Here is a 24794-nt window from a genome sequence, read left to right as displayed (position 1 = left end):
CACCGAATCCACTAGACATCGCCGACATGGAACGTATCGAACGCATCCACGCACTGCACCGGATTCTCACCGCAGCCCGGTATCCGGTCACAGTCCAGCGCCTCCAAGAGGATCTGGAGTGTTCGCGCGCGACTGTCTACCGCGACCTGGCCTACCTGCGCGACTATCTGATGGCGCCGGTGGTCGGCAACGGCGAGGCCGGTTTCCGCTACGACACCAGCGAAGGCGATCGCTTCGAGCTGCCCGGCCTGTGGCTGAGTTCGGAAGAGCTGCACTCGCTGTTGGCCGCGCAGCAGTTGCTGATGCGCAGCGGCGGCGGCGTGTTGTCGAACGCGCTCGCGCCCTTGCAGCAGCGCATCGAAAAGCTGCTCGACGAACATGCCGGCGGCCGACGCCTGCCGGTCGAGCGCGTGCGGGTGATTCCGCACCGCACCCGGCGCCTCGACGAGACCGCGTTCCGCGCCGTCGCCACCGCGGTGCTCGATCGCAAGCAGCTGACCTTCGAATACCGGGCGCGCTCGACCGACCAGCGCACCCGCCGCAGCGTGTCGCCGCAGCGCCTCACCCATTACCGCGAAAACTGGTACCTCGACGCCTGGGATCACGAGCGCGATGCGCTGCGCAGTTTCTCGGTCGACCGCATCAGCGCGGCCAAGATCGGCGAAGACACCGCGCGCGACGTCGCCGACGACGAGCTCGACCAGCACCTGGCTTCGAGCTACGGCATTTTCTCCGGCGCGCCGAAGGGCTGGGCGACCATCGTCTTCAGCGCCAAGGCCGCGCGCTGGGTCGCCGACGAGCACTGGCATTCGCAGCAGCAGGGCCGTTTCCTGCCCGACGGCCGCTACGAGCTGAAGGTGCCGTACAGCGCCGGACGCGAGCTGCTCATGGACGTGATGCATTACGGCAGCGATGCCGAGATCATCGAGCCGGTGGTGCTGCGCGAACAGGCCAAGTCGATGCTGGAATTGGCGCTGAGCAACTACGGACGCTGATGCCCGGCGCCGACGCACCGCATATTTCCCGCGACGAACCGGTCGCCCTGGTGCTCGGTGCGGGCGGTGCCCGCGGGCTGGCGCAGATCGGCGTGATCGAGGCCTTGCAAGCGCGGTCGATGCGCATCGTCGCGGTCGCCGGCTCGTCCAGCGGCGCCCTGGTCGGCGGCCTGTTCGCCGCCGGCAAGCTCGAGGTCTACCGCGACTGGCTGTACGGCATGAGCCGCACCGCGATGCTGCGCCTGCTCGACCCCGGCCTGGGGCAACCGGGTCTGTTCCGCGGCGAGCGTCTGATGCACGCGCTGCGCGAACTGACCGGCGAGCCGCGCATCGAAGACCTGGAGATCGAGTTCACCGCGGTCGCGGTCGACTTGATCCGCCAGCGCGAAGTCTGGCTGCGCGAAGGCGACCTGTGGGACGCGGTGCGCGCGTCCATCGCCATCCCGGGCGTGTTTCCGCCTTATGAATTGCACGGCCGCGAACTCGTCGACGGCGGCCTGTTGGCGCCGTTGCCGATCGCGGCCACGCGTTTGTCCGATGCGCACCGTTTGATCGCCGTCGACATGCACGGCTGGCCGGAGCGGCCGCCGGGCGCGCTCGCCCAGCAGAACGGCGCCAAGGCGCCGGGCAGCGAGGTCGCGGAGTCGAAGCCTTCGATGCTGATGCGCTGGTTCCGGCGCGGCGCCGACGAGGCCCAGAACGGCGAACAACCGCCGCACGAGTTGGGCTTCAGCGAACTGATGGCGCGTTCGCTCGACATGATGCAGGCCCAGATCGCCCGCGTGCAGTTGGCCCTGGACCCGCCGGAGCTGGTCATCCGGATTCCGCGCGACGCCTGCCAGTTCTACGAGTTCTGGCGGGCCAAGGAACTGATCGCGCTGGGCCGCGAAGAAGCCGATAAGGCGCTCGACAAGGCCGGTTACTGAGCTTCGGCTCGGGGGCGATCGCGTTTGGGTAGGAGCGGCGCAAGCCGCGACCGTGACCCGCCCGGGCGACGCGACCGCGGCCGCTGCGCTTTGCGCGGTCGCGCTCGCGCCGCCGCCTCGCGCATGAGCCCGCGCCCTTTCCGCTATGACTGCGAGCGAATCTCCCGGCGTTTTGGTTCGCGGCCATGGGCCAGCCGCCCGCTCAAGCCGCCAGACCCGGCACAGCGCAAAGCCGACGCGCCGCACAGACGGCGCGCCGATGAGCGGCGCGGAAGATCGCAGCCTCTGAGACGGCGCGGCGAGAAGGTGGGGTCACCGACACTTACGCCCGCTTTCCGGAGCCTGGACATGACCGTCAGCACGCCTTCCGACCGTTCCGCCGATGCCGTCCACGCGGACCTCGACACCGCCCTGCGTTACGCCCTCGCCATCGGCAGCCTGCTGGTGCTGATGCTGCCGGCCGCGCGCGGCAGCCACGGTGCGATCGGCTGGCTGCCGCTGTGGCTGGTGGCGATGCCGGCCGTGGCCTGGTGGGCGCTGCATCGGTTCCGGCTGCCGGCCTGGGGCCAGGCCGAGGACGCCGAGGCCACGGTGGCGCCGCGCCGGCGCCGTCGCGGGGCGGTCCAGGCCCGCCGCCGTGGCCGCCCGGCCGTGATCGCGCGCCCGCTGCCGCGCGCCGCCTGAACCGCCGGTCGACCCGGCAGCCCGAAGGCCGCCCCGAGCGGCCGCAGGTACGGTCCACAGGCCCGCCGCCGGCCCTTCAACGCGCCAAACCAGGCAACTCCCTACATGACCTTGGGCAGGGCGGCGGCCGCGCGGCCCTGTGCTAGCGTGGCGGCCTTCCTTTGCACCGGATGAGCCATGTCCTCGATGTCGCAGACCTGTCAATCCCTGTTGTTCGCAGCAGGTATCGCCGCCGCCTCGGCCTCTGGTGCCGCACCCGCCAAGGAGGCCGCCATGAACGATTCCTACGCTTGGCTCGAAGAGGTCGAGGGCAAGCGCTCGCTCGAATGGGTCCAGGCGCGCAACGCCAAGACCGAGGCCGAACTCGCCGCGACGCCGCAGTTCAAGCAGCTCGAGTCCGACATCCGGGCGATCCTCGATTCCAACGCCAAGATCCCCGGTGTCGAGAAAATCGGCGCCTACTACTACAACTTCTGGAAGGACGCGCAGCACCAGCGTGGCCTGTGGCGCCGCACCACGCTCGAGGAGTACCGCAAGGACCAGCCCAAGTGGGAGACCGTGATCGACCTCGACGCGCTCAACCGCGAAGAGAACGAACAGTGGGTCTGGCACGGCGCCGACTGCCTGCGTCCGGACTATCAGCGCTGCCTGGTCGCGCTGTCGCGCGGCGGCTCCGATGCCGACGTCACCCGCGAGTTCGACCTGACCACCAAGGCCTGGGTCAAGGACGGCTTCGTCCGCCCCGAGGCCAAGGGCAGCCTGAACTGGATCGACCGCGACCACGTCTACGTCGCCACCGATTTCGGCCCCGGCTCGATGACCACCTCGGGCTATGCGCGCGTGGTCAAGCTGTGGAAGCGCGGCACGCCGATGGCCTCGGCCAGCCTGGTCTACGAGGGCAAGCCGACCGACATGATGATCGGCGCCATGCACGATCACACCCCGGGCTTCGAGCGCGACTTCGTCCAGCGCACGCTCGCTTTCTATAACGACGAGCTGTACCTGCGCGGCGCCGACGGCAAGCTGAGCAAGATCGACCTGCCGAACTCGGCCAACAAGTACGTCCATCGCGAATGGCTGATCGCCGAGCTGCGCGATCCCTATGAAGCCGGCGGCAAGAAGTACGCCTCCGGCAGCCTGATCGCGATCAAGTTCGACGACTTCCAGGCCGGCAAGCGCGACTTCACCACCTTGTTCGCGCCGACCGAGACCACCTCGCTGGCGAACGCGGTGTGGACGCGCAATCACCTGATCCTCAACGTGCTCGACGACGTCAAGTACAAGCTCAGCGTGCTGACCCCGGGCGAGGGCGAGTGGAAGCGCGAGGCCCTGGCCGGCGCGCCGACGTTCGGCACGGTCATGGTCGGCGCGGTCGACTCCGACGAAAGCGACGCGGTCTGGCTGAGCGCCAGCGACTACCTGACCCCCAGCACCCTGGCGATGGGCGAAGTCGGCAAGAACGCCAAGGCACCGGACGTGCTGAAGACCATGCCGACTTTCTTCGACGCGTCCAAGAACGTGATCGAACAGCACTTCGCCAAGAGCAAGGACGGCACCCGCGTGCCGTACTTCCTGGTGCGGCCGAAGGATCTCAAGCTCGACGGCAGCGCGCCGACTCTGCTGTACGGCTACGGTGGCTTCGAAATCTCGCTGACTCCGAGCTATTCCGGCGGCATCGGCAAGGGCTGGCTCGAGAAGGGCGGCGTGTATGCGGTCGCCAACATCCGCGGCGGCGGCGAGTACGGCCCGCGCTGGCACCAGGCCGCGCTCAAGGCCAACCGTCACAAGGCCTATGAGGATTTCGCTGCGGTCGGCCAGGACCTGATCGCGCGCAAAATCACCAGCACCCCGCACCTGGGCGTGCAGGGCGGCAGCAACGGCGGCCTGCTCACCGGCAACATGCTGACCCAGTACCCGGACCTGTTCGGTGCGGTGGTGGTGCAGGTGCCGTTGCTCGACATGAAGCGCTACAGCCACCTCCTGGCCGGCGCCTCGTGGATGGCCGAGTACGGCGATCCGGACACCGCCGATTGGTCGTTCATCCAGGGCTTCTCGCCGTACCACCTGTTCGATGCCAAGCGCGAGTACCCGCCGGTGATCTTCATGACCTCGACCAAGGACGACCGCGTCCATCCGGGCCATGCGCGCAAGATGGCGGCGAAGATGCTCGATGCCGGCAAGAACGTGCGCTACTACGAGAACATCGAAGGCGGACACGGCGGCGCGGCCAACAACGCCCAGCAGGCGCACATGAACGCGCTGGCCTTCACCTTCCTGTGGGAACAACTGGCCAAGTGACGGGCCGGCCGGCCGATGCGTGAACCGACGGGCGCCCAGGCGCCCGTCGTCGTCTGCGCCCCGGCCCTGCCCGACTGGGCTGGCTGAATCCTCACCGCCCCGCGGTTGCGCATCCCGATATCGGACCCAATATGAAACCGACCTTTCTCACGCTTGCGGCGACGCTCCTGATGACCACGACCCTTTCCGCCACCGCAGCCGGCCTGCCCACGCCGCCCGACGCCGCCAAGAAGCCGCACGAGGTCAAGGCCCCGCACGGCGCCCAGCGCAGCGACGAGTACTACTGGTTGCGCGACGACAAGCGCAAGAACCCCGAGATGCTGGCCTATCTCAAGGCCGAGAACGCCTATGTCGATGCGGCCATGGCGCCGCTCAAGCCGCTCGAGGACACGCTGTACAACGAGATCGTCGGCCGCATCAAGCAGGACGACAGCTCGGTGCCGTACCGCGAGCGCGGCTACTGGTACTACACCCGCTTCGAGACCGGCCAGGACTATCCGATCCAGGCCCGGCGCAAGGGCAGCATGGACGGCGCCGAGGAGATCCTGCTCGACGTCAACGCGATGGCCAAGGACAAGCAGTACTTCAACGTCGGCGACTTCGAGGTCAGCCAGGACAACCGGATCCTGGCCTGGGCCGACGACGCCGTCGGCCGCCGCCAGTACAAGATCCGCTTCAAGAACCTGGAGACCGGCGAGATTTATCCCGACGTCATCAACGACGTCTCGCCGAACCTGGTCTGGGCCGACGACAACAAGACCCTGTTCTACGTCGAGAACGACCCCGAGACCCTGTTGACCGTGCGGGTCAAGAAGCATGTGCTCGGCACACCGGCCTCGGCCGACGTGCTGGTCTACGAAGAAAAAGACGACAGCTTCTACATGGGCATCGGCCGCAGCCGCGACGATGCCTACATCTGCATCAGCCTGCACAGCACCGTGTCGAGCGAGGCCCGTTGCGCGCCGGCCGCCGATCCGAAGGAGTTCGTGGTGCTGGCGCCGCGCGAGCGCGACGTCGAGTACGACGCCGACCACCTCGACGGCCGCTGGGTGATCCGCACCAACGCGCCCGGCGCCGACGGCAAGCCGGCGCCGAACTTCCGCCTGGTGACCGCCGCCGACGATGCCCGCTCGCGCAAGCAATGGCAGGACTGGGTGGCGCACCGCGACGACGTCTTCATCGAAGGTTTCGAGCTGTTCGACGGCTTCACCGCGGTCGCCGAGCGTTCCAATGCGCTCGAACGCCTGCGCCTGATCGGCAAGGACGGCAAGGAGGAATTCGTCAAGGCCGACGAGCCCGCGTTCTCGATGGGCCTGGCGACCAACTCCGAGCACGACACGCCGTGGCTGCGCTACACCTACACCTCGATGACCACGCCGGCGACGACCTATGAGCTCAACACTCAAACCGGCGAGCGCAAGCTGCTCAAGCAGCAGCCGGTGATCGGCTACGACCCCGACAAGTACGTGACCGAGCGCTTCTGGGCGACCGCGCGCGACGGCGTCAAGGTGCCGGTGTCGCTGGTCTACAAGAAGGGCTTCGAGAAGAACGGCAAGGCGGCGATGCTGCAGTACGCCTACGGCAGCTACGGTTCCTCGACCGACCCGGGCTTCAACAGCACCGTGGTGAGCCTGCTCGACCGCGGCATGGTCTATGCGATCGCCCACATCCGCGGCGGCCAGGAACTCGGCCGCAAGTGGTACGACGACGGCAAGCTGTTCAACAAGAAGAACACCTTCACCGACTTCATCGACGTCAGCGCCGAGCTGGTCAAGGCCGGTTACGCCGCGCCTGACCGTGTCGCGGCCTACGGCGGCAGCGCCGGCGGCCTGTTGATGGGCGCGATCGCCAATATGGCGCCGCAGCAGTACCGGGTGATCCTGTCGCAGGTGCCGTTCGTCGACGTGGTGACCACCATGCTCGATCCGAGCATCCCGCTGACGACCAACGAGTACGACGAATGGGGTAATCCGGAGAAGAAGGATTACTACGACTACATGCTCAGCTATTCGCCCTACGACAACCTCAAGGCCCAGGCCTATCCGGCGATGTTCGTCGGCACCGGCCTGTGGGATTCGCAGGTGCAGTACTGGGAGCCGGCCAAGTACGTCGCCCGTCTGCGCGATATCCAGCTGTCCGACAAGAGCGACGGCAAGCAGCCGTTGCTGTTCCGTACCAACATGGAGGCCGGCCACGGCGGCAAGTCGGGCCGTTTCCGCCGCTTCCGCGAACAGTCGGAGATGTACGCGTTCATGCTCGACCAACTGCAGGTCAGCGGGCCCACGCTGAAGTAAGTGCCCGCGGTCCCCGTTCGACGGCACCGGCGGCGCCCGCCCCGGTGCCGTCGTCGTTTGCGGCGGAGCGGATTGAAAGCCAGGGCCGCACCCGCATTTCGACCACAGCCCCTGCGACCGCCGCATACTTCCGCCATGCCGTTTCCGCCACCGCCTGCCGACCCCGAGCCGCCGACCGCGCCCGCCGCGGATGCGGTCGAGGGCAGGGCCCCATCGTCGAAGGCCCGCAAGGGGCGGTTCCGTTGGGCCTGGAAGCTGCTCGCCTATGCCAGCCTGGCCCTGGGCGTGATCGGCATCGTCGTGCCGGGCCTGCCGACCGTGCCGTTCGTGCTGTTGTCGGCCTTCGCCGCGGGGCGCGGCTCCGAGCGACTGCATGCCTGGTTGCTCGGCCACCGCCAGTTCGGGCCGATCATCCGCGACTGGGAAAAGCATGGCGCGGTCAGCCGGCGCTCCAAATGGCTGGCGGTGTCGATGATGTCGGTCTGTGCGGCGATCATGTTCCTGACTTCGCCGAAGCTGTGGATGGCGATGACTGGCACCGCAATCATGACCGTCGTCGCGATCTGGTTGTGGCGGCGGCCCGAACCGCCGCGGGCCTGAGCGCAGCGGTGCCGGCCCCGGCCCGCCTGAACCCGCGCCGCGCCCCGCCGTCCCGGACGGGTTCGTTTCGACGCCGGCTGCGGGCTACACTTCGCCCATGAATGCACGCATCGCAACGCCTCTCGTTTTGACCGCGCTGACCCTCGCCCTGACCGCTTGCGGCAACAAGGGCCCGCTGGTCCTGCCGACCGAGCCCGCGCCGCAGGAAGCGCCCGTGGCCAAGCCGGGCGAAGTGCCGGTGACCATCTCCACCGCCAATAATCCGCCGGTCGCGACCGACCCGAACGCCAAGACCTCGCTGCCGACCCTGCCGCCGCTGGACGGCTCGCAGCCGGCCGCCGAAGGCGCGAAGGATGCGGACACGCAAGACAAGGACGGCGACGGCAAGGACGACGCCAAGCCTGTCGAGCCGGTGCCGCAGGGCGATGGCTGAGTCCGCGACCGCCGTGGCCGGGCAGGCCGCGCCGCTGCGCTTCAGCAAGATGCACGGCGCCGGCAACGACTTCGTCGTGCTCGATCTGCGCGGCGGCGCGCCCGAACCCGACGCTGAACTGTGCCGCGCCTTGGCCGACCGCCACTTCGGCGTCGGTTGCGACCAGATCCTGACCGTCGAAGACCCGCTCAGCGAGGGCGCGGTCGCGTCCTACCGGATCTGGAACGCCGACGGTTCGGGCTCGCAGCAATGCGGCAACGGCGCGCGCTGCATCGCCGCCTGGCTGGTCCGCGACGGCGCCGCCGCACGAGCCCGCGCCGAGGACGGCAGTTTCGCCGTCGACAGCCCGGCCGGCCGCCATGCGGTGTGGACGCTCGGCGACGGCGGTTACCGCATCGACATGGGGCGCCCCGATTTCGAGCCTGCGCGCATCCCGATGCGCGGCTACACGGCCTACCAGGATCAATATGTGGTCGACATCCACGACACCGTGATCGGTTTCGGCGCGGTGTCGATGGGCAATCCGCATGCGGTGATCGAGGTCGACGACGTCGAGGCCGCGCCGCTCGACAGCATCGCCCCGCTGTTGCAGTCGAGCAATGCGTTTCCGGAATCGGCCAACGTCGGCTTCGCCCAGGTGATCGCCCGCGATCGCATCCGCCTGCGCGTGTACGAGCGCGGCGTCGGCGAGACCCTGGCCTGCGGCAGCGGCGCCTGCGCCGCGGTAGCGGTGTTGATCCGGCGCGGCCTGGTCGACCGCGACGTCGCCGTGCGGCTGCCCGGCGGCGAATTGCGCATCGCGTGGCCCGACGACGCGGCGACGCTGTCGATGGCGGGCCCGGCGGCTTTCGTGTTCGAAGGAGAGTGGAACCGATGACCGACAAGTTCAGCGAACAAACGAGCGACAAGTTCAGCGCCCACGAAGTCGCCAACTGGCTGCGTCGTCACCCGCGGTTCCTGCAGCAGTTTCCCGACCTGTCGATGAGCCTGGTGGTGCCGCGCGAGGAAGGCTCGGCGGCGTCGCTGGCGAGCTACCAACTGGAAGTGCTGCGCGACAAGAACCGCGAACTGTCGCGGCGCCTGCAGGAACTGTTCGGCAACGCCCAGGAGAACGAACGTCTGGCGGTGCGCACCCACCAGTTGACCTTGGCGCTGCTGCGCCAGGGCAGCGCCGCCGACACTCTGCGCGCGATGGCGGCGAGCCTGGCCGAGGATTTCAACGGCGATCTCGTGCGCCTGGTCGTGTTCAAACCGGTCGAAGGCCTCGGCGACAGCGACTGGCTGCAGATCATCGCCGAAGGCGATGCGCGTCTGCAGCCGTTCCGCGACGCCCTGAGCGACGGCGAACCGCTGTGCGGCCGCCTGCAGCCCGAGAAACACGTCGTGCTGTACGGCGAGCGCGCCGAGGAAGTGCAGTCGACCGCCTTGTTGCCGCTGCCGGGCACCGGTCTGATCGCGGTCGGCAGCCGCGACGCGAACCGCTTCTTCCCCGGCATGGGCACCTTGTTCCTGCGCATGATGGGCGAGTCGCTGGCGGTCGCGCTCAGGCGTTTCGACTGAGCCGGGCGCGCGGCGCGATCCGCGCCGACACGCCGCAGCGGTTTCGCCATGAGCGCCACTAACGCCTTCCTCGATCATTTGCGCGTCGAGCGCCGCATGTCGGCGCACACCCTCGACGCCTATCGGCGCGATCTCGATGCCTTGACGCAATGGTGCGAACACCACGGCCGCGGCGATCCGCTGCGGCTGAACGCGGAAGACCTGCGCGCGTTCATCGCCGCCGAGCATCGGCGCGGCCTGACCCCCAAGAGCCTGCAACGCCGTTTGTCGGCATGCCGTAGTTTCTACGCTTGGCAGGTCAAGCAAGGCGTGCTGATGGCCAGTCCGGCGGCGGCGATCCGCGCGCCGAAGTCGCCGCGCAAACTGCCGCAGGTGCTCGACCCGGACGAAGCCAAGGCCTTGGTCGAAGTGCCGACCGATGTGCCGCTGGGTCTGCGCGATCGCGCCGTGCTCGAGTTGTTCTATTCCTCCGGCCTGCGCTTGAGCGAGTTGTGCGCTTTGCGTTGGCGCGATCTCGATCTCGACGACGGCTTGGTGACCGTCCTCGGCAAGGGCAGCAAGCAACGCAGCGTGCCGCTGGGCTCGCACGCGCGCGCGGCCTTGCAGGAATGGCGCGCATCGACCGGCGCGGCGAACGAAGCACAAGTATTTCCGGGGCGCGGCGGCGGCCCGATCACCCCGCGCGCGATCCAGTTGCGCATCCGTCAACTGGCGCAACGCCAGGGCTTGTTCAAACGCGTGCATCCGCATCTGCTGCGGCATTCCTTCGCCAGCCACATCCTCGAATCCTCGGGCGACCTGCGCGGCGTGCAGGAGCTGCTCGGCCATGCCGACATCGCCACCACCCAGATCTATACCCACCTGGACTTCCAGCACCTCGCCAAGGTCTACGACGCCGCGCACCCGCGGGCCAAGCGCAAGCCCGATCGCGAGAAGTGAGTGGGAAGAGTGAGATGAGAGAGTAAAGAGCGAGCGGATGAAGCCGCCGCTTCGTCGGTGCATCCCGATTCGCTCGCCTTACTCGCCAGAAAGAACCAGCGAGAATTCGTAATGAGCCGACCCGAAGAGTCCCCCTTTGGAAAAGGGGGGCAGGGGGGATTTGCTCTTGGCTTCGCGCTGGCCGAGCCTCGCACCACATCTCGCAGCATGTGTACAAGCGTGACCGATTCGCCATAACGCCGCGCCGGAAGGCTTCTGCCATGGCACTAATATCGCGCTCCTCTAGAACCAACCAAGGAACGGTGTATGCAGACAGTACTGGCAGTTTTTCTGGCGATGGGCGCCGCGGCGAGCGCGCCGGCGGCGAAGCAGGCGCCCGCCCGCGAAAGTTACGGCTTGGCCGGCGGCCGGGAACAGGTCGGCTGCGTTTTGACCCATCGCAAGATCACCCGCTTTCCGCTGCCGATAACCATCGTCACTCCGCAGCCCGGTTACGACGCATCGCCGCCGTTGCGGGGTCAGGTGGTCTCGGCCTTGTCCAAACCATGCAAGTCGCTGACGAGCGCGTCGGTAGATCCCGACGAGCCAGCGGCAAAGGCCTACGCCGTGCGTCTGGACAAGGCATCGTGGCAGGAGGGTTCGTGGAGCGGCATGGTCGCTTTCGATGCCGCTGCCCCGGGCTCCCTGCGCGCCTGCAACAGCATGGAGGGCATTCACCTCACAGCCTGGAAGGGCAAGCCGCTGCGCAGCGCGCGTCTGTGGCATGGCTATTTCTGGTTCGATTACGAAGTCGAGTCCGGTGGCCCATCCGAGTGCCGGGAGCGGGATTACGCTGAGTGAATGCAACCGGGAGCGGCGCCGCCGCTCCCGGTCTGGGACTTGAACCGGCCGGCCGCAGCCCCACTTCGTGAGGGTTACCCCGGAGGCCAGCATGGACCCCAGTCAGAACCCCACTGTTTTTCACGCCACCACCATCGTCTCGGTACGCCGCGACGGTCGCGTCGCCGTGGCCGGCGACGGTCAGGTGACGCTCGGTCACACCGTCATGAAATCAAACGCGCGCAAGGTGCGCCGCCTCGGCCGCGATGGCCAGGTGCTCGCCGGTTTCGCCGGTGCCGCCGCCGATGCGTTCACCTTGTTCGAACTGTTCGAAGCCAAGCTCGAAAAGCACGGGCAACTGACCCGTGCCGCGGTCGAATTGGCCAAGGATTGGCGCACCGAGCGCCGCCTCGGCAAGCTAGAAGCGCTGCTCGCGGTGGCCGATAAAGAAACCTCGCTGATCATCAGCGGCACCGGCGACGTCATCGAGCCCGAAGACGGGATCATCGCGATCGGCTCCGGCGGCATGTACGCACTGTCGGCTGCGCGCGCTCTGATCGCGCACACCCAACTCGACGCCCGCACCATCGCCACCGAGGCGATCAACATCGCCGGCGACGTGTGCATCTACACCAATCGCAATGTGGTGGTCGAAGAGCTTTAGAAGTGAGTGGGGAGAAGTGAGGAGCGAGTAAAAACCGGCTTCCTTCATTATCTCTTCCATTCGCAGCATGTCCGCTCACTCCTCACTCCTCTCATCTCACTTCTTCTTTCTATGAAACCCGACAACAGTCACGCCACCATGACGCCGCGCGAAATCGTGCAGGAGCTCGACCGTCACATCATCGGTCAGCACGCAGCCAAGCGCGCGGTCGCGATCGCGTTGCGCAATCGTTGGCGCCGCATGCAGCTCAACGACGATCTGCGCAATGAGGTCATGCCCAAGAACATCCTCATGATCGGCCCCACCGGCGTCGGCAAGACCGAGATCGCGCGCCGTCTGGCGACGCTCGCGAACGCGCCGTTCGTCAAGGTCGAGGCCACCCGCTTCACCGAGGTCGGCTATGTCGGCAAGGACGTCGAGCAGATCGTTCGCGACCTCGCCGACACCGCGGTCAAGCTGTACCGCGAACAAGCCAAGGTGCGCGTGCGCACTCAGGCCGAAGACCGCGCCGAAGACCGCATCCTCGATGCGCTGCTGCCCAAGCGCGTGCCGGGCGGTTTCGGTTTCGGTTCGGAAACGCCGGCGCAGGACACCAGCTCGCCCGACAGCGATACCCGCGCCAAGTTGCGCAAGCAACTGCGTGCCGGCGAACTCGACGAGCGCGAGATCGAGATCGAAACCGCGGTCAACGTGGGTGTCGACATCATGGCGCCCCCGGGCATGGAAGAAATGGGCCAGCAGCTGCGGCAGATGTTCTCGCAGGTGTCCGGCGGCAAGACCCACAAGAAGCATCTGACGATCAAGGCCGCGCGTCCGCAGTTGATCGAAGAGGAAGCGGCCAAGCTGGTCAACGAAGACGATGTGCGCGCCGCCGCGATCGAAGCCTGCGAACAGCACGGCATCGTCTTCATCGACGAGATCGACAAGGTCGCCAAGCGCAGCGAAGCCGGCATGAGTGGCGGCGACGTCAGCCGCGAAGGCGTGCAGCGCGACCTGCTGCCGCTGGTCGAGGGTTCGACGGTGAGCACCAAGTACGGCTCGGTCAAGACCGACCACATCCTGTTCATCGCCTCGGGCGCGTTCCATCTGGCCAAGCCGAGCGACCTGATTCCGGAGCTGCAGGGCCGCTTCCCGATCCGGGTCGAACTCGGCGCGCTGAGTAAGGACGATTTCGTCCGCATCCTCACCGAACCCAAGGCCTCGCTGACCACGCAGTACATCGAACTGCTCAAGACCGAAGGCGTGGAGCTGCAGTTCACCGCCGATGCGGTGGATCGCCTGGCCGAGATCGCCGCGCAGGTCAACGAACGCCAGGAAAACATCGGCGCGCGTCGTCTGCATACCGTGCTCGAACGCTTGCTCGATACCCTGAGCTTCGAGGCGCCGGATCGCGACGGCCAGGCGGTGAGCATCGACCGCGCCTACGTCGATCAGCACCTGGGCGAGTTGGTGCAGGACCCGGATCTGAGCCGTTACATTCTCTGAAGCTCTTAGCCCCTCTCCCGTTAACGGGAGAGGGGGTGGGGTGAGGGCCGACGGACGCGTCGCGATCCAGCCCCTTCGTCGCCCCGCACGCTCTGCTAACGTGTCGCCCCATGGACGACATCGCACCCGCATCAGGGACCGAGGCATCGCGCGCCGTTAACCCAGGCACCGCCCTGGTGCTCGGCGCCAACGGGTTTCTCGCCGGCTACATCATCGCCTCGCTGCGCCAGCGCGGATGGCGGGTGGTGCGTGGTGTGCGTGCGAGCGACCGCGCGCTGCGCGCCGACGAGCGCGAGGCCGACTTGGCCCGGATGACCACACCCGAAGCCTGGCGCGACACCTTGCGCGGGGTCGATGCGGTGATCAACGTTGCCGGCATCCTGCGCGAGACCGGCGTCCAAACCTTCCAGGCCATCCACGTCGATGGGCCGCTCGCGCTCGCCCAGGCCTGCGTGTCCGCCGGTGTCGCCCGCTTCGTACAGATCTCCGCCCTCGGCGAGCCCGAGGACGGCGCCTTCATTGCCTCCAAGCACCGCTTCGACGAGGCCTTGCTCGCCCTGCCGCTGTGTGCGGTAGTGCTGCGGCCGTCGATCGTCTACGCCGCGTCCGGCTCCTACGGCGGCACTTCGTTGCTGCGCGCGCTGGCGGCGTTTCCGGGCTGGCATCTGTTGCCCGGCGACGGACGCTGGGCGATCCAGCCGGTGTCGGCCGAAGACCTCGGCACCATCGCCGCGCTCGCCACCGCAGGCGAGCAGCGCGGCATCTTCGAAGTCGGCGCGCCGCAGTCGATGACGCTGCGCGAGTACCAGGCGACCTGGCGGCGCTGGCTGCGCATCGACGGCGAGGCCGCGATCGCGGTGCCGGAAGCGCTGGTGTCGCTGCAGGTCGGGGTCGGCGAGCGGCTCGGCCGCGGCCCGGTCGGCGAAACCATGTGGCGCATGCTCCGGCGCGGCAACGTCACCGGCCCCGATGCGCCCGCGCGCCTGCAGGCCGAGTTCGGCCACGTGCCGCGCGATCTGCAGACGGCGCTTGCGGCGACGCCGAGCCAGGTCCAGGACCGTTGGCAGGCGCAGCTGTATTTCCTCGCGCCGACCCTGCGCATCGCCATCGTCGCCTTGTGGCTGATTTCGGCGTTGGCCGGATGGCTGACCCCGGCGGCGACGATCGAAGCGCTGGCCGCGGGCTCGCCGATGCAGGCCTGGCAACCGGTGCTGTTGGCACGCGCGACCGCCTCGCTGGACGCGGTGCTCGCCTTGCTGTTGCTGATCGATTGGCGCCCGCGTCCGGTGCTCGGGCTGATGGGACTCAGCGTGCTCGCCTACACGCTCGCGTTCGGCGTGCTGCTGCCGGCGCAATGGCTGGACCCGCTCGGCGGGCTGGCGAAGAATCTGCTCGTGTTGCCGGCGCTCGCGGTGGCCTGGGTGCTGGCGGATAGGAGATAAGCATGGATTATCTGTGGGTGAAGTGGATTCACATCCTGTCGTCGACCCTGTTGTTCGGCACCGGCCTGGGCATCGCGTTTTTCTTCTGGATCGCGCATCGGCGCGGCGACCCCAAGGTGATCGCCGAGACCGCGCGCACGGTGGTGATCGCCGATGCCTGCTTCACCGCGCCGGCGGTGATCGTGCAGTTCGTCAGCGGCCTATGGCTGACCTGGCGGCTCGGCATCCCGTTCTCGGTGTTCTGGCTCAAGACCGCGTTGCTGTTGTTCTTCGTGGTCGGCGCCTGCTGGTTGCCGGTGCTGTGGCTGCAGGCGCGGGCACGGCGTCTGGCGGCCGAAGCCGCGGCGCTCGGCGCGCCCCTGTCGGCGGCCTATCGGCGCACCATGCGCTGGTGGTTCTGGCTCGGCTGGCCGGCCTTCCTCAGCGTCATGGCGATCTTCTGGCTGATGGTGATGAAACCGGTTTGATCAGCGGCGCAATTCGAGCAGCACGCCCACGGTAGGGAACTGTTCGCTGCCGGCGAGCCAGCCGGGGCGGCGTTCGATCTCGACGAAACCTTCCGAGCGGTACAACTGCAGGGCCGGTTCGTTGCCGGCCAGCGCCAGCGTGGTCACCACCGGCCCGGCATCGGCCAGCGCGTGCCGCAACAAGCGGCGGCCGACGCCGCGGCCGTAGCAGTCCGGGTGCACGTACAGCCAATTCAAGGAATTGCGTTTGTAGGCGACGAAGCCCTGCACGACGGTGTCGATCGAGGCAACGTCGAGACGGCCGTCGAACAGGCCCTCGCTGTGCGCGGTGCGCGCCAGGCTGCGAAAGGCGGCGACATCGGCGCTGAGCCGCAGTTCGTCCAGGCGCGCGCGGTCGTGGATTGCGCACAGGCGCGGCCAATCGCTCAGCAGGTAAGGACGGATGCTGGCGTCGGTCGGCGGTAGGCGCATTGCGAAGGATTCTGCACCCGTCGCCGCGGGCTTGCACGGGGCCGTGTGCGGCAACGCGAACGGCCGCACACGCTGCGCGCGACTCAGTCCTCGCCGATGTCTTCGTTCCACACGTCCGGGTTTGCGGCGATGTAGCCGCCGAGCATCTCGATGCATTCCGGGTCGGCCAGGTCGATCACGTTGACGCCGTTCTCGCGCAGCCAATCGACGCCGCCGCTGAAGTTCACCGACTCGCCGACCACGACGGTGCCGATGTTGAACTGGCGCACCAGGCCGCTGCAGTACCAGCACGGCGCCAGGGTGGTGACCATGATGGTGTCGCGGTAACGGCGTTGGCGGCCGGCCTTGCGGAAAGCGTCGGTCTCGCCGTGCACGGAAGGGTCGTTTTCCTGGATGCGACGGTTGTGGCCGCAGCCGAGCAGGCGGCCGTCGTTGTGGTAAAGCGCCGCGCCTATCGGGATGCCGCCTTCGGCCAGGCCCTGGCGGGCTTCGGCGACGGCGGTCTTGAGCAGGGCGCGGTAGTCGGGCGTGGCGATCATGAAAGGCTCCGGTTCGATGGCGCCCAGTCTGGCGCGGCGGCGCGGCGCGGTCGAGCCCGCTGCCTTCGATTCGCCCTGCGCGCGGAGCGCTCAGTCCCGCCCGCGCCGCAGCAGATCGATGTGCGGGATGCCGTCTTCGACATAGGGCTCGGAGGAGGGCTCGAATCCGTAGCGGCCGTAATAGCCCTGCAGATGCGCCTGCGCGCCGATCTGCACGTCGGCCCCGGGCCAGCGCCGTTCGATTTCGATCAGCGCGGCCTCGATCATCGGCCCGCCATGGCCCTGCCCGCGGTGCGCGGGTGCGGTGAGAACGCGGCCGAAGCTGACCTGCGGATAGCTCAGCCCGGCCGGCAGGATGCGCAGGTAGGCGGCGAGCGTGCCGTCGGCCAAGCGGCCGAACAGGTGGATTGCGTCCGGATCGCGATCCTTGCCGTCGGGATCGAGATAGACGCAGTTCTGCTCGACCACGAACACCTCCGAGCGCAGGCGCAGCAGCTCGTAGAGCTCGTCGGCGCTCAGCTCGCGGAAGGGTTTGGCATGCCAGCTCAGGGTGTTCATGGCCGGATTCTGGCAGAGCCCGGTGGGGCGTGGGGCGGGGCGGGCTGGTCGTTCGTCTCAGGCCCGAGCGGAAGCCTTGCCGGGCCTTTGGCGGGCCGGGCCGACGCGACCGTGCAGGCCGGTTCCGCAACCGAGCCCGGCCGGCGGGCGTGCGATAATCCCGGCATGAGCGAACAGACCCCCAAGCCCGACACCACCCACTTCGGTTTCCGCGACGTCCCCAAGGGCGAGAAGCGCAAGCTGGTCGGCGAAGTGTTTTCCTCGGTCGCCGGCAGCTACGACCTGATGAACGACCTGATGAGCCTGGGCATCCATCGGGTCTGGAAGCGCTATTTCACCGCGACCGCGCAGGTCCGCCGCGGCGACCGCGTGCTCGACCTGGCCGGCGGCACCGGCGACATCGCCGCATTGCTGCGCGACCGCGTCGGCGACAGCGGCACCATCGTGCTCGGCGACATCAACCGCGAGATGCTGCGGGTCGGCCGCGACCGCATGACCGACCAGGGCCGCATCTCCGGTTTCGAGTATGTGCAGTGCAATGCCGAGTCGCTGCCGTTCCCGGATGCGAGCTTCGACCTGGTCACCATCGCCTTCGGCCTGCGCAACGTGACCGACAAGGACGCGGCATTGCGCGAGATGCTGCGCGTGCTCAAGGTCGGCGGCCAGGCGCGCGTGCTCGAGTTTTCGGAAGTGAAGGCCGACTGGTTCAAGCCGATCTACGACTTCCATTCGTTCAACGTGCTGCCGAAACTCGGCAAGCTGTTCGCCAACGACAGCGAGAGCTACCGCTATCTGGCCGAGAGCATCCGCAAGCACCCGCCGCAGGACGAGCTCAAGAAAATGATGGTCGAAGCCGGCTTCGCCCGTGTCGACTACAAGAACCTCAGCGCCGGCATCTGCGCCATTCATACCGGCTACAAGGTCTGAGGCGAGCGCTCGGCGCAGCGTGAGTAACGAAAAACGCCGGGACGAAACTCCCGGCGTTTTTATTGGCGCTTCCGCTTTCGCGGGGGTTTATCGATGCATGGCGCTGAAGTCTCTGGATCTCCGCCTTCGCGGAGATGACGGCTGACAGGGCACGGCGCAACCTACCTGCAGGGCGAGGCGCAACCCACCAACCGTCGTCCCCGCGCAGGCGGGGACCCAGGGCTACACCGCAACGGCGCTCTGAAGTCTTCGGTGTAGCTGCTTGGAAACGAGGCTCACCGTCGTCCGGAGGATGGCCGGAACCTCGAGCCTCTATCCAACCTCAAGCCGAAAACCCGCCATCCACCGAAATCGCCGTGCCGGTGATGAAGTTGCCGCCGGGGCCGGCCAGGTGAGCGACGGTCGCGGCGACATCTTCGGGGCGGCCGTATTCGCCGAGCGGCAGGCCGGCGCGCTGCGCGTCGGCGCCTTCGCCGTCGGCCGGGTTCATGTCGGTGTCGACCGGGCCCGGCTGGACCACGTTGACGGTGATGCCGCGCGCGCCGAGGTCCTGCGCCAGGCCCTTGCTCAAGCCGATCACCGCGGCCTTGCTCATCGAGTACAGGGTCATGTTCGGCGCGCCGACGCGTTCGCCCAGGCAACTGCCGATGGTGATGATGCGGCCGCCGCGCGGCAGGTGTTTGGAGGCGGCCTGCGCGGCCACGAACGGCGCACGCACGTGGATCGCCATGACCCGCTCGTAGGATTCGGCGCTCTCGTCCTCGAACGGGCCGTAGGCGAACACGCCGGCGTTGTTGACGACGATGTCGAGACGGCCGAATTCGGCGACCGTGCGCTCGACCGCGGCGGTCACCGCCTGCGGGTCGGCGCTGTCAGCGGCGATGGCCAGGGCGCGCCGGCCGCCGGCTTGGATGTCGGCGACGACCGCCTGGGCCTGCTCGGCGGCGCGCGCATAGGTCAGCACCACGTCGGCGCCGTCGGCGGCGAGGCGGCGTGCGATGGCTGCGCCGATGCCGCGGCTGCCGCCGGTGACCAGGGCTACTTTGCCTGCGAGAAGCGTCATGTCGGTGTTCCTTGAAGAAGGGGAGGGAATGGCGCCGATCGTGGCAGGCGGCCCCGCGCGCGCCTACGGCGGCGATGGGAAGCATCGTTGCGTGCGCCCGGTCGCGGAAAGCAGCGTTGCGCCGCTGCGGCCGGTCGCGGCACCGCCAACCGCCAAGCGCGGCGACGCGCTGCACCATGCCGGGCCGCGGGCGAGGCGCTAAACTCGGGCGCTCGACCCGTCGTCCGTGGACCTTTCATGCGTTCTTCGATCCTGACCGTTTGCCTTGCCGCGGCCCTGACCGCCGCCGCCGGCTGCTCGCGCGATGCCGCGACCCCCGCCGCCGACTCCACCCCGCCCGCGGCGACGCCGGAGGCCAAAGTGAACGACACCGCTGCCGCGGCCGACCGCGACGAGCATTCCTACGCCCAGCCCGACCTGGTCCGCATCGACGATCTGGCCTTGCAGCTCGCGGTCGACTTCGCCAGCAAGACCCTCACCGGCAGCGCCACCTACACCCTCGACTGGGCCGATCCCAAGGCCAACCAGCTCGTCCTCGACAGCCGCGACCTGACGATCGAAAAAGTCGTCGGCGAGCGCGCCGACGGCAAGTGGGTCGATCTCAAGTTCGCCCTGGCCGATGCCGACAAGACCCTCGGCAGCAAGCTCACCATCGAGGTGCCGGAGCGCAGCAAGCGCGTGCGCGTCAGCTACGTCACCTCGCCGAACGCCTCGGGCCTGCAGTGGCTGGAGCCGTCGATGACCGAGGGCAAGAAGACGCCCTTCATGTTCAGCCAGTCGCAGCAGATCCACGCACGTTCGTGGGTGCCGCTGCAGGACACGCCGAGCGTGCGCTTCACCTACACCGCCCACGTCACCGGGCCGAAGGACGCGATGGTGCTGATGAGCGCCGACAACGATCCCAAGGCGGCGCGCGACGGCGACTACAGCTTCAAGATGCCGCAGAAGATTCCGTCGTACCTGCTCGCGATCGCGGCCGGCGACCTGGTGTTCCAGCCGATCTCCAACCGCGCCGGCGTGTGGGCCGAGCCTTCGATGGTGAAGAAGGCCGCGACCGAATTCGCCGACACCGAAAAGATGATGGAGACCACCGAGCAGTTGTACGGCCCCTACCGTTGGGAGCGCTACGACATCCTGGTGCTGCCGCCGTCGTTCCCGTACGGCGGCATGGAAAATCCGCGCCTGACCTTCGCCACCCCGACCGTGATCGTCGGCGACAAGTCGCTGGTGTCGCTGGTCGCGCACGAGCTCGCGCACAGCTGGTCCGGCAACCTGGTGACCTTCTCCAGCAGCAAGGACGGCTGGCTCAACGAAGGCTTCACCAGCTACGTCGAAAACCGCATCGTCGAGGCGCTGTACGGCAAGGAGCGTTCCGACATGGAGAACGTGATCGGCCGCAACGAACTCGCCGCCGAGTTCAAGACCATCGATCCCAAGCTGCAGGCGCTGGCGCTGAAGCCGGGTACGTTGAAGGACCCGGATGAGGCCAGCAGCGCCACCGTCTACACCAAGGGCGCCTGGTTCCTGCAGTTCCTCGAGCAGCGTTACGGCCGCGAGGTGTTCGATCCCTTCCTGCGCAGCTACTTCGACCACTTCGCGTTCCAGAGCATCCCGACCACCAAGTTCGTCGAATACGCCAAGGCCAACCTGCTCGCCAAGCATCCGGGCAAGGTCAGCGAGGCCGAGCTGGAGGAATGGATCTACGGCCCGGGCATCCCGAAGTCGGCGCCGGCCACGCAGTCGCCGCGCTTCGACGCGGTCGACGCCGCGCGCAAGGCCTGGACCGAAGCCGGCACGCTGCCGGACAAGGCCCTGACCGCGAAGTGGAGCACGCAGGAATGGGTGCACTTCATCGAGGGCATGCCGGAAACGCTCAAGGTCGAGCAGCTCAGCGCGCTCGATGCCGCCTATCGCTTCACCGGCACCCCGAACGGCGAGATCGCCCAGCGCTGGTATCCGTTGACGGTGCGCAGCGGCTATCGCCAGGCCGACCAGGCCATCGCCGCGTTCCTGCAGAAGATCGGCCGCCGCAAGCTGATCATGCCGACCTACGGCGAACTGGTGAAAACGCCGGAAGGCCTGAAGCTGGCCGAGGACACTTTCGCCAAGGCCAAGCCCGGCTATCACCCGATCACGACCGCTTCGGTCGAGGCGGTGATCGCCAAGGCCAAGTCCGCGCCGCAGGCCGCGGCCAAGTAAGCGCGAGCGCATGACCCTGCGTCGCCTGCTCAAGACGGTCGCCCTGGTGGCGGCCGTCTTGCTGTGCGCGTTGCTGTGGTGGCTGTGGCGCGATCCCTATCGTGTGGTGCTCGGCGATTACGCGCGCCAGCGCCTCGTTGCCGGGTTGGGCCGCAATGCCGCGCAGGTCGACGATCACCGCTGGGTTTACGCCTACAACGACGAAGCGCCGGCGAACGCGCCGACCGTGGTCATGGTGCACGGCTTCACCGGCGGCAAGGAAAACTGGTACTTGCTGGCGCAGCGGCTGCGCGGCCGCTATCGCGTGTTCGTGCCCGACCTGCCGGGCTGGGGCGAGAGCGAGCGCAAGCGCGGCGCCGATTACGGTTTCGTCGCCCAGAGCGACCGCGTCGCGCGCTTCATCGAGCAGGTCGCGCGCAAGCCAGGCAGCCCGGTCGTGCTGCTCGGCCATTCGATGGGCGGCGGCATTGCCGCATTGACCGCCGCGCGTCATCCCGCGGACGTCGATCGCGTAGCCTTGTTCAACTCGGCCGGCGTGCGCTTCAAGGACAACGTGTTCGGCCGCGAAGTGCTCGAAGGCAAGAACCCGTTCGCGGTCAGCGATGCCGCCAGCCTCAAGCACTACCTCGACATCCTGTTCTACGACGAACGCGCCAAGCCGGTCATTCCGTGGCCGGCCGACGGCATCTACATCGAGCGGCGCAAGCGCGAGGCGGCGTTCGAGCAATCCGTGCTCGACAAGATCGGCCGCGGCGACGAGCGCTTTCTGCCCGGCGACGAGGCCGAGCGCATCGGCCAGCCCGCGCTGCTGCTATGGTGCCGCCAGGACGCGGTCATCGATGCCAGCGCCCTGGAGCTGTTCGCGGTGCGTCTGCCGCAAGCGCAGCGGGTGCTGCTGGACGGTTGCGGCCACATGTCGGTGATGGAACAGCCCGACGCCGTCGCCGAGGCCGTGGATCAACTGATAGCCAAGGGAACGCCGCGATGACACTGCGCAACGCCACCATCCTGCTCGCCGCCGCGATCGCGCTGGCCGCCTGCAAACAGCCCGACCCGAAGATCGCCGAAGCCGCCAAGGCCGCGCAGCAGGAACAGGCTGCCGCCACCGCCGCCAAGGAATTCGACAGCGCCTACGGGCAGAAAAACTGGGAAATGGCCGCGGCCCACGGCGAGATAGTGACCTCGAAATACCCGGGCACGCCGACCGCCGACCGCGTGCGTCCCCTGTACGAAGAAGCGCAGGCCAAGGCCAAGGAAGTGCGCGAGCAGCGCCGCGTCGAATCGCTGTGGTCGTACATGAGTACGCCGGTGAAGACCGCGAAGGGCAAGGCCGGTACGCAGTTGTCGGCCTCGATCTACGCCCGCGCCAATGTCGAGACCGATGGCAAGACGCCGCGCCCGGTGCAGCTGATCTTCCGCGACCACCCCGACTGGGGCCGCAGCAGCTACCTCGTGCTGCAGGTCGGCGACTTCGACTGCTATGGCGGCTGCAAGCTCAAGATCGGCTTCGACGGCAAAACCAAGGTCATGGCCGGCAGCCGCCCCAAGACCGACGAAGCCATCGCCATGTTCGTCGAAGACGAGCGCGCGCTGTGGCGCGGCGTCGGCCAGGCGAAGGAACTGACCATCGAATTCCCGGTCAAGGCCGGCGGCACCCGCACGGCGAGCTTCGACGTGGGCGGATTGAAGCAGGACAAGTTGCCGGGCTGGAAGTAGGCGCGTTGCCGGCCGGCCGGTCGGTCGCGGTGTGATTCACAAGGACGAGAGCATGGTTTCGTATCGCAAGATCGCCGTCGTACTGGCCGCCGCGCTGTTGCTGCCGCTGGCGCTGCTGGCCTCGGTCTCCGTATTCGGCGATAAGGCCACGATGGACACCGTAGCGAACGACGATTTCAAGGTCGAATTGAGTCCGCCCGAGTCGGGCAGCCCGCGTGCCCGGGCGTTGGCGGCGCTGGATCGTGCGCAGGATGTCACCCTGTATTCGCTGCAGCCCTGGCAACCGCCGGAGTCGCCGTCGGCATGGCAAGAGCTGCCACAAGCCGAACGCTCCCGGCGCGAAGACGAACAGTGGCAGCGCAGCGAGCGCGAATGGTGCAAGCATGAGCGCTGCTATCACCACAATCGCGTGCTGGGGCAGACATCCGTGAAGGCGGCGGACCTGCCGGAAGTACACAAGGCCTTGCGCGAATCCCTGGGGCAGGTGCCCGATTACGCCGCCGCGTGCATCCCGGAGTACCGCCATGCGGTCAGCTTCATCAGCGCTGGAAAGCACTACGACGTGCTGCTGTGCTACGGCTGCGGCCAGGTCGCGGTGGTTATCGACGATGATCTGCACGATCGGGGACAGACCTACGCGATGGGCGAAGAACGCGCGCTGGATGCGATCCTGACTCGCACCGGCATCGCGCTGGCGGCGAAGCCGGACCACTGAACAGTGCGCTATTCGCAAAGCGGGATCGACATGGAAGACGAATGGAAAAGTTGATGGACAAGAACGGATCGATGCGCTCATCGCCGCCATGCGCATGACGCGCTTGAAGAAGCTGCTGGCCTGGCTGGCCGCGTTGATTTTGCTCACCGCTGCGGCTGCCGCAGCGGCATGGTGGGGTTTCCTGCACTGGCAGCCCGATCGCGAGCGCTATGCGCTGCGCGGCATCGATGTGTCGCATCATCAGGCCGCGATCGATTGGGCGGCGGTAGCCAGCGACGATGTCGCTTTCGCCTACCTCAAGGCCAGCGAAGGCGGCGACCATCGCGACCGCTTGTTCGCCGAGAATTGGCGTGGCGCGCGGGCGGCGGGGATCGCGACCGGTGCCTATCATTTCTTCACCTTTTGCCGCAGCGGCGCCGAGCAGGCCCGCAACTTCATCGCGGCCGTGCCGGTCGAGGCCGATGCCCTGCCGCCCGCAGTCGACCTGGAATTCGGCGGCAACTGCGGCGCGCGCCCCGATGGCGCGGAGATGCGGGTCGAGCTCGATGCCTTCCTCGCTGCGGTCGAAAGCGCCTATGCGAAACCGGCGCTGCTGTACGTAACTCCGGAATTCTTCGAGGCCTATCGCGAGTCGCTGCCGGCACGCGCGCTGTGGCGGCGTTCGATCGTGCGTGCGCCGGATACGCGCGCGGCCTGGGCGCTGTGGCAGTACCACAATCGCGCCCGTGTCGACGGCATCGTCGGGCCGGTGGATCTGAACGTGTATGCCGGCGATGCGGCCGCGTTCGAGCGTTGGCGCGGCGAGTCCATCGCGCCGCCGCCTTAAGGGTAGGAGCGGCGCGAGTCGCAATCGCGACATCGCGGTTGCGTCGTTGTTGCGGTGGCGTGTCGCGGCTTGCGCCGCTCCTACCCTGGTGGGGCGCGGCGATCTTGGGTCGCGACTGACGTCGCTCCTACACGAGCCTTGGGAAGGCAGGGGGAACGGAATGTCCGTGCCCGC

26 protein-coding genes are annotated in these 24794 nt (G+C 67.7%); 22 read left to right on the top strand and 4 right to left on the bottom strand.

From position 1 onward, the window contains the following. Positions 1 to 26 precede the first annotated feature (26 nt). From EX88_RS0115210 to EX88_RS26905, 15 genes are all read left to right on the top strand, one after another. Positions 27 to 995 carry a helix-turn-helix transcriptional regulator gene (locus EX88_RS0115210; protein ID WP_031372846.1) on the top strand — a complete coding sequence of 323 codons (969 nt, stop codon included), beginning with the start codon at positions 27 to 29 and terminating at the stop codon, positions 993 to 995. Further along, positions 995 to 1921, top strand: coding sequence for a patatin-like phospholipase family protein (locus EX88_RS0115205; protein ID WP_051885157.1), 927 nt, complete (start codon positions 995 to 997; stop codon positions 1919 to 1921). Before EX88_RS0115210 ends, EX88_RS0115205 begins: the two co-directional genes overlap by 1 nt. 348 nt (positions 1922 to 2269) lie before the next feature. After that, positions 2270 to 2605 (top strand): hypothetical protein, encoded by a 336-nt coding sequence (locus EX88_RS24640; RefSeq protein WP_235186307.1) that lies wholly within the window; start codon positions 2270 to 2272, stop codon positions 2603 to 2605. 177 nt (positions 2606 to 2782) lie between these two features. Beyond that, positions 2783 to 4903 (top strand): prolyl oligopeptidase family serine peptidase, encoded by a 2121-nt coding sequence (locus EX88_RS0115195; RefSeq protein WP_031372843.1) that lies wholly within the window; start codon positions 2783 to 2785, stop codon positions 4901 to 4903. A 131-nt stretch (positions 4904 to 5034) separates the two neighbouring features. Beyond that, positions 5035 to 7197, top strand: a complete 2163-nt coding sequence (locus EX88_RS0115190) for a S9 family peptidase (protein ID WP_031372842.1) — start codon at positions 5035 to 5037, stop codon at positions 7195 to 7197. A gap of 135 nt (positions 7198 to 7332) precedes the next feature. Next, positions 7333 to 7797 carry a YbaN family protein gene (locus tag EX88_RS23830; RefSeq protein ID WP_036149074.1) on the top strand — a complete coding sequence of 155 codons (465 nt, stop codon included), beginning with the start codon at positions 7333 to 7335 and terminating at the stop codon, positions 7795 to 7797. A 97-nt stretch (positions 7798 to 7894) separates the two neighbouring features. After that, positions 7895 to 8230 (top strand): LPS translocon maturation chaperone LptM, encoded by a 336-nt coding sequence (lptM, locus tag EX88_RS23825; protein ID WP_036149072.1) that lies wholly within the window; start codon positions 7895 to 7897, stop codon positions 8228 to 8230. Beyond that, on the top strand, positions 8223 to 9107 hold the full coding sequence (gene dapF, locus EX88_RS0115175) for a diaminopimelate epimerase (RefSeq protein ID WP_031372839.1): 885 nt from the start codon (positions 8223 to 8225) through the stop codon (positions 9105 to 9107). The genes lptM and dapF overlap by 8 nt, the downstream gene beginning before the upstream one ends. After that, complete coding sequence (locus tag EX88_RS0115170; RefSeq protein WP_031372838.1) at positions 9104 to 9790, top strand: DUF484 family protein; 687 nt, start codon at positions 9104 to 9106, stop codon at positions 9788 to 9790. The genes dapF and EX88_RS0115170 overlap by 4 nt, the downstream gene beginning before the upstream one ends. 48 nt (positions 9791 to 9838) lie before the next feature. Next, entirely contained in the window at positions 9839 to 10729 is an 891-nt protein-coding gene (gene xerC / locus EX88_RS0115165; RefSeq protein ID WP_031372837.1) for a tyrosine recombinase XerC, read from the top strand. A gap of 306 nt (positions 10730 to 11035) precedes the next feature. Further along, complete coding sequence (locus EX88_RS0115160) at positions 11036 to 11569, top strand: hypothetical protein (RefSeq protein ID WP_152566293.1); 534 nt, start codon at positions 11036 to 11038, stop codon at positions 11567 to 11569. Positions 11570 to 11660: 91 nt separating this feature from the next. After that, on the top strand, positions 11661 to 12212 hold the full coding sequence (gene hslV / locus EX88_RS0115155; protein WP_031372835.1) for an ATP-dependent protease subunit HslV: 552 nt from the start codon (positions 11661 to 11663) through the stop codon (positions 12210 to 12212). A 138-nt stretch (positions 12213 to 12350) separates the two neighbouring features. Further along, entirely contained in the window at positions 12351 to 13697 is a 1347-nt protein-coding gene (hslU, locus tag EX88_RS0115150; protein ID WP_051885159.1) for an ATP-dependent protease ATPase subunit HslU, read from the top strand. Between the two features lie 110 nt (positions 13698 to 13807). Continuing rightward, on the top strand, positions 13808 to 15139 hold the full coding sequence (locus EX88_RS0115145) for an NAD-dependent epimerase/dehydratase family protein (RefSeq protein WP_081931045.1): 1332 nt from the start codon (positions 13808 to 13810) through the stop codon (positions 15137 to 15139). Positions 15140 to 15141: 2 nt separating this feature from the next. Beyond that, on the top strand, positions 15142 to 15606 hold the full coding sequence (locus tag EX88_RS26905) for a DUF2269 family protein (RefSeq protein WP_031372832.1): 465 nt from the start codon (positions 15142 to 15144) through the stop codon (positions 15604 to 15606). On the opposite strand, the gene EX88_RS26900 is transcribed toward EX88_RS26905, so the two are convergent. From EX88_RS26900 to EX88_RS0115125, 3 genes are all read right to left on the bottom strand, one after another. After that, positions 15607 to 16077 (bottom strand): GNAT family N-acetyltransferase, encoded by a 471-nt coding sequence (locus tag EX88_RS26900; protein WP_031372831.1) that lies wholly within the window; start codon positions 16075 to 16077, stop codon positions 15607 to 15609. It abuts the gene before it with no gap. An 83-nt stretch (positions 16078 to 16160) separates the two neighbouring features. Continuing rightward, positions 16161 to 16616: a nucleoside deaminase gene (locus EX88_RS0115130; protein WP_031372830.1), complete on the bottom strand. Its 456-nt coding sequence runs from the start codon at positions 16614 to 16616 to the stop codon at positions 16161 to 16163. A 90-nt stretch (positions 16617 to 16706) separates the two neighbouring features. Then, the gene (locus EX88_RS0115125) at positions 16707 to 17174 is read right to left on the bottom strand and encodes a GNAT family N-acetyltransferase (protein WP_031372829.1); all 468 of its coding nucleotides are present in this window, start codon (positions 17172 to 17174) and stop codon (positions 16707 to 16709) included. Positions 17175 to 17339: 165 nt separating this feature from the next. Here EX88_RS0115125 and ubiE point away from each other — a divergent pair, with 165 nt between their 5' ends. After that, a complete protein-coding gene (gene ubiE / locus EX88_RS0115120) occupies positions 17340 to 18101 on the top strand; it encodes a bifunctional demethylmenaquinone methyltransferase/2-methoxy-6-polyprenyl-1,4-benzoquinol methylase UbiE (RefSeq protein WP_031372828.1) in 762 nt (253 codons plus the stop codon). Between the two features lie 322 nt (positions 18102 to 18423). On the opposite strand, the gene EX88_RS0115115 is transcribed toward ubiE, so the two are convergent. After that, positions 18424 to 19164 carry an SDR family NAD(P)-dependent oxidoreductase gene (locus EX88_RS0115115; RefSeq protein WP_031372827.1) on the bottom strand — a complete coding sequence of 247 codons (741 nt, stop codon included), beginning with the start codon at positions 19162 to 19164 and terminating at the stop codon, positions 18424 to 18426. Between EX88_RS0115115 and EX88_RS26070 the strand changes: the two genes are divergently transcribed. The 6 genes from EX88_RS26070 (at position 19163) to EX88_RS0115085 (ending at position 24620) form a co-directional block, all read left to right on the top strand. Continuing rightward, positions 19163 to 19366 (top strand): hypothetical protein, encoded by a 204-nt coding sequence (locus EX88_RS26070; RefSeq protein ID WP_152566291.1) that lies wholly within the window; start codon positions 19163 to 19165, stop codon positions 19364 to 19366. The genes EX88_RS0115115 and EX88_RS26070 overlap by 2 nt on opposite strands. Positions 19367 to 19401: 35 nt before the next feature. Further along, positions 19402 to 21363 (top strand): M1 family metallopeptidase, encoded by a 1962-nt coding sequence (locus EX88_RS0115105; protein WP_031372826.1) that lies wholly within the window; start codon positions 19402 to 19404, stop codon positions 21361 to 21363. Between the two features lie 10 nt (positions 21364 to 21373). Continuing rightward, positions 21374 to 22351: an alpha/beta fold hydrolase gene (locus tag EX88_RS0115100; protein WP_031372825.1), complete on the top strand. Its 978-nt coding sequence runs from the start codon at positions 21374 to 21376 to the stop codon at positions 22349 to 22351. Then, entirely contained in the window at positions 22348 to 23079 is a 732-nt protein-coding gene (locus EX88_RS0115095) for a hypothetical protein (RefSeq protein ID WP_031372824.1), read from the top strand. The genes EX88_RS0115100 and EX88_RS0115095 overlap by 4 nt, the downstream gene beginning before the upstream one ends. Positions 23080 to 23131: 52 nt before the next feature. Continuing rightward, positions 23132 to 23794, top strand: coding sequence for a hypothetical protein (locus EX88_RS0115090; RefSeq protein WP_031372823.1), 663 nt, complete (start codon positions 23132 to 23134; stop codon positions 23792 to 23794). A 94-nt stretch (positions 23795 to 23888) separates the two neighbouring features. After that, positions 23889 to 24620 (top strand): glycoside hydrolase family 25 protein, encoded by a 732-nt coding sequence (locus EX88_RS0115085; RefSeq protein ID WP_081931047.1) that lies wholly within the window; start codon positions 23889 to 23891, stop codon positions 24618 to 24620. The last annotated feature ends 174 nt before the right edge of the window (positions 24621 to 24794 follow it).

The sequence above is a fragment of the Lysobacter antibioticus genome (assembly GCF_000731095.1).
Classification (GTDB): domain Bacteria; phylum Pseudomonadota; class Gammaproteobacteria; order Xanthomonadales; family Xanthomonadaceae; genus Lysobacter; species Lysobacter antibioticus_B.
The sequence above is the reverse complement of the archived record's forward strand: the minus strand, read 5'-3'. Positions and strand labels throughout refer to the sequence as shown.

Coding starts and splice junctions, on each gene's coding strand:
- EX88_RS0115090 (WP_031372823.1), top strand. CDS start 23,132: ATGGTTTCGTATCGCAAGATCGCCGTCGTACTGGCCGCCGCGCTGTTG.
- EX88_RS26900 (WP_031372831.1), bottom strand. CDS start 16,077: ATGCGCCTACCGCCGACCGACGCCAGCATCCGTCCTTACCTGCTGAGC.
- lptM (WP_036149072.1), top strand. CDS start 7,895: ATGAATGCACGCATCGCAACGCCTCTCGTTTTGACCGCGCTGACCCTC.
- EX88_RS0115195 (WP_031372843.1), top strand. CDS start 2,783: ATGTCCTCGATGTCGCAGACCTGTCAATCCCTGTTGTTCGCAGCAGGT.
- EX88_RS0115095 (WP_031372824.1), top strand. CDS start 22,348: ATGACACTGCGCAACGCCACCATCCTGCTCGCCGCCGCGATCGCGCTG.
- EX88_RS0115145 (WP_081931045.1), top strand. CDS start 13,808: ATGGACGACATCGCACCCGCATCAGGGACCGAGGCATCGCGCGCCGTT.
- dapF (WP_031372839.1), top strand. CDS start 8,223: ATGGCTGAGTCCGCGACCGCCGTGGCCGGGCAGGCCGCGCCGCTGCGC.
- EX88_RS0115210 (WP_031372846.1), top strand. CDS start 27: ATGGAACGTATCGAACGCATCCACGCACTGCACCGGATTCTCACCGCA.
- EX88_RS0115100 (WP_031372825.1), top strand. CDS start 21,374: ATGACCCTGCGTCGCCTGCTCAAGACGGTCGCCCTGGTGGCGGCCGTC.
- EX88_RS0115205 (WP_051885157.1), top strand. CDS start 995: ATGCCCGGCGCCGACGCACCGCATATTTCCCGCGACGAACCGGTCGCC.
- hslV (WP_031372835.1), top strand. CDS start 11,661: ATGGACCCCAGTCAGAACCCCACTGTTTTTCACGCCACCACCATCGTC.
- hslU (WP_051885159.1), top strand. CDS start 12,351: ATGACGCCGCGCGAAATCGTGCAGGAGCTCGACCGTCACATCATCGGT.
- EX88_RS0115130 (WP_031372830.1), bottom strand. CDS start 16,616: ATGATCGCCACGCCCGACTACCGCGCCCTGCTCAAGACCGCCGTCGCC.
- EX88_RS26070 (WP_152566291.1), top strand. CDS start 19,163: ATGTCGGTGTTCCTTGAAGAAGGGGAGGGAATGGCGCCGATCGTGGCA.
- EX88_RS26905 (WP_031372832.1), top strand. CDS start 15,142: ATGGATTATCTGTGGGTGAAGTGGATTCACATCCTGTCGTCGACCCTG.
- EX88_RS0115115 (WP_031372827.1), bottom strand. CDS start 19,164: ATGACGCTTCTCGCAGGCAAAGTAGCCCTGGTCACCGGCGGCAGCCGC.
- xerC (WP_031372837.1), top strand. CDS start 9,839: ATGAGCGCCACTAACGCCTTCCTCGATCATTTGCGCGTCGAGCGCCGC.
- EX88_RS23830 (WP_036149074.1), top strand. CDS start 7,333: ATGCCGTTTCCGCCACCGCCTGCCGACCCCGAGCCGCCGACCGCGCCC.
- EX88_RS0115085 (WP_081931047.1), top strand. CDS start 23,889: ATGACGCGCTTGAAGAAGCTGCTGGCCTGGCTGGCCGCGTTGATTTTG.
- EX88_RS0115125 (WP_031372829.1), bottom strand. CDS start 17,174: ATGAACACCCTGAGCTGGCATGCCAAACCCTTCCGCGAGCTGAGCGCC.
- EX88_RS24640 (WP_235186307.1), top strand. CDS start 2,270: ATGACCGTCAGCACGCCTTCCGACCGTTCCGCCGATGCCGTCCACGCG.
- ubiE (WP_031372828.1), top strand. CDS start 17,340: ATGAGCGAACAGACCCCCAAGCCCGACACCACCCACTTCGGTTTCCGC.
- EX88_RS0115105 (WP_031372826.1), top strand. CDS start 19,402: ATGCGTTCTTCGATCCTGACCGTTTGCCTTGCCGCGGCCCTGACCGCC.
- EX88_RS0115190 (WP_031372842.1), top strand. CDS start 5,035: ATGAAACCGACCTTTCTCACGCTTGCGGCGACGCTCCTGATGACCACG.
- EX88_RS0115170 (WP_031372838.1), top strand. CDS start 9,104: ATGACCGACAAGTTCAGCGAACAAACGAGCGACAAGTTCAGCGCCCAC.
- EX88_RS0115160 (WP_152566293.1), top strand. CDS start 11,036: ATGCAGACAGTACTGGCAGTTTTTCTGGCGATGGGCGCCGCGGCGAGC.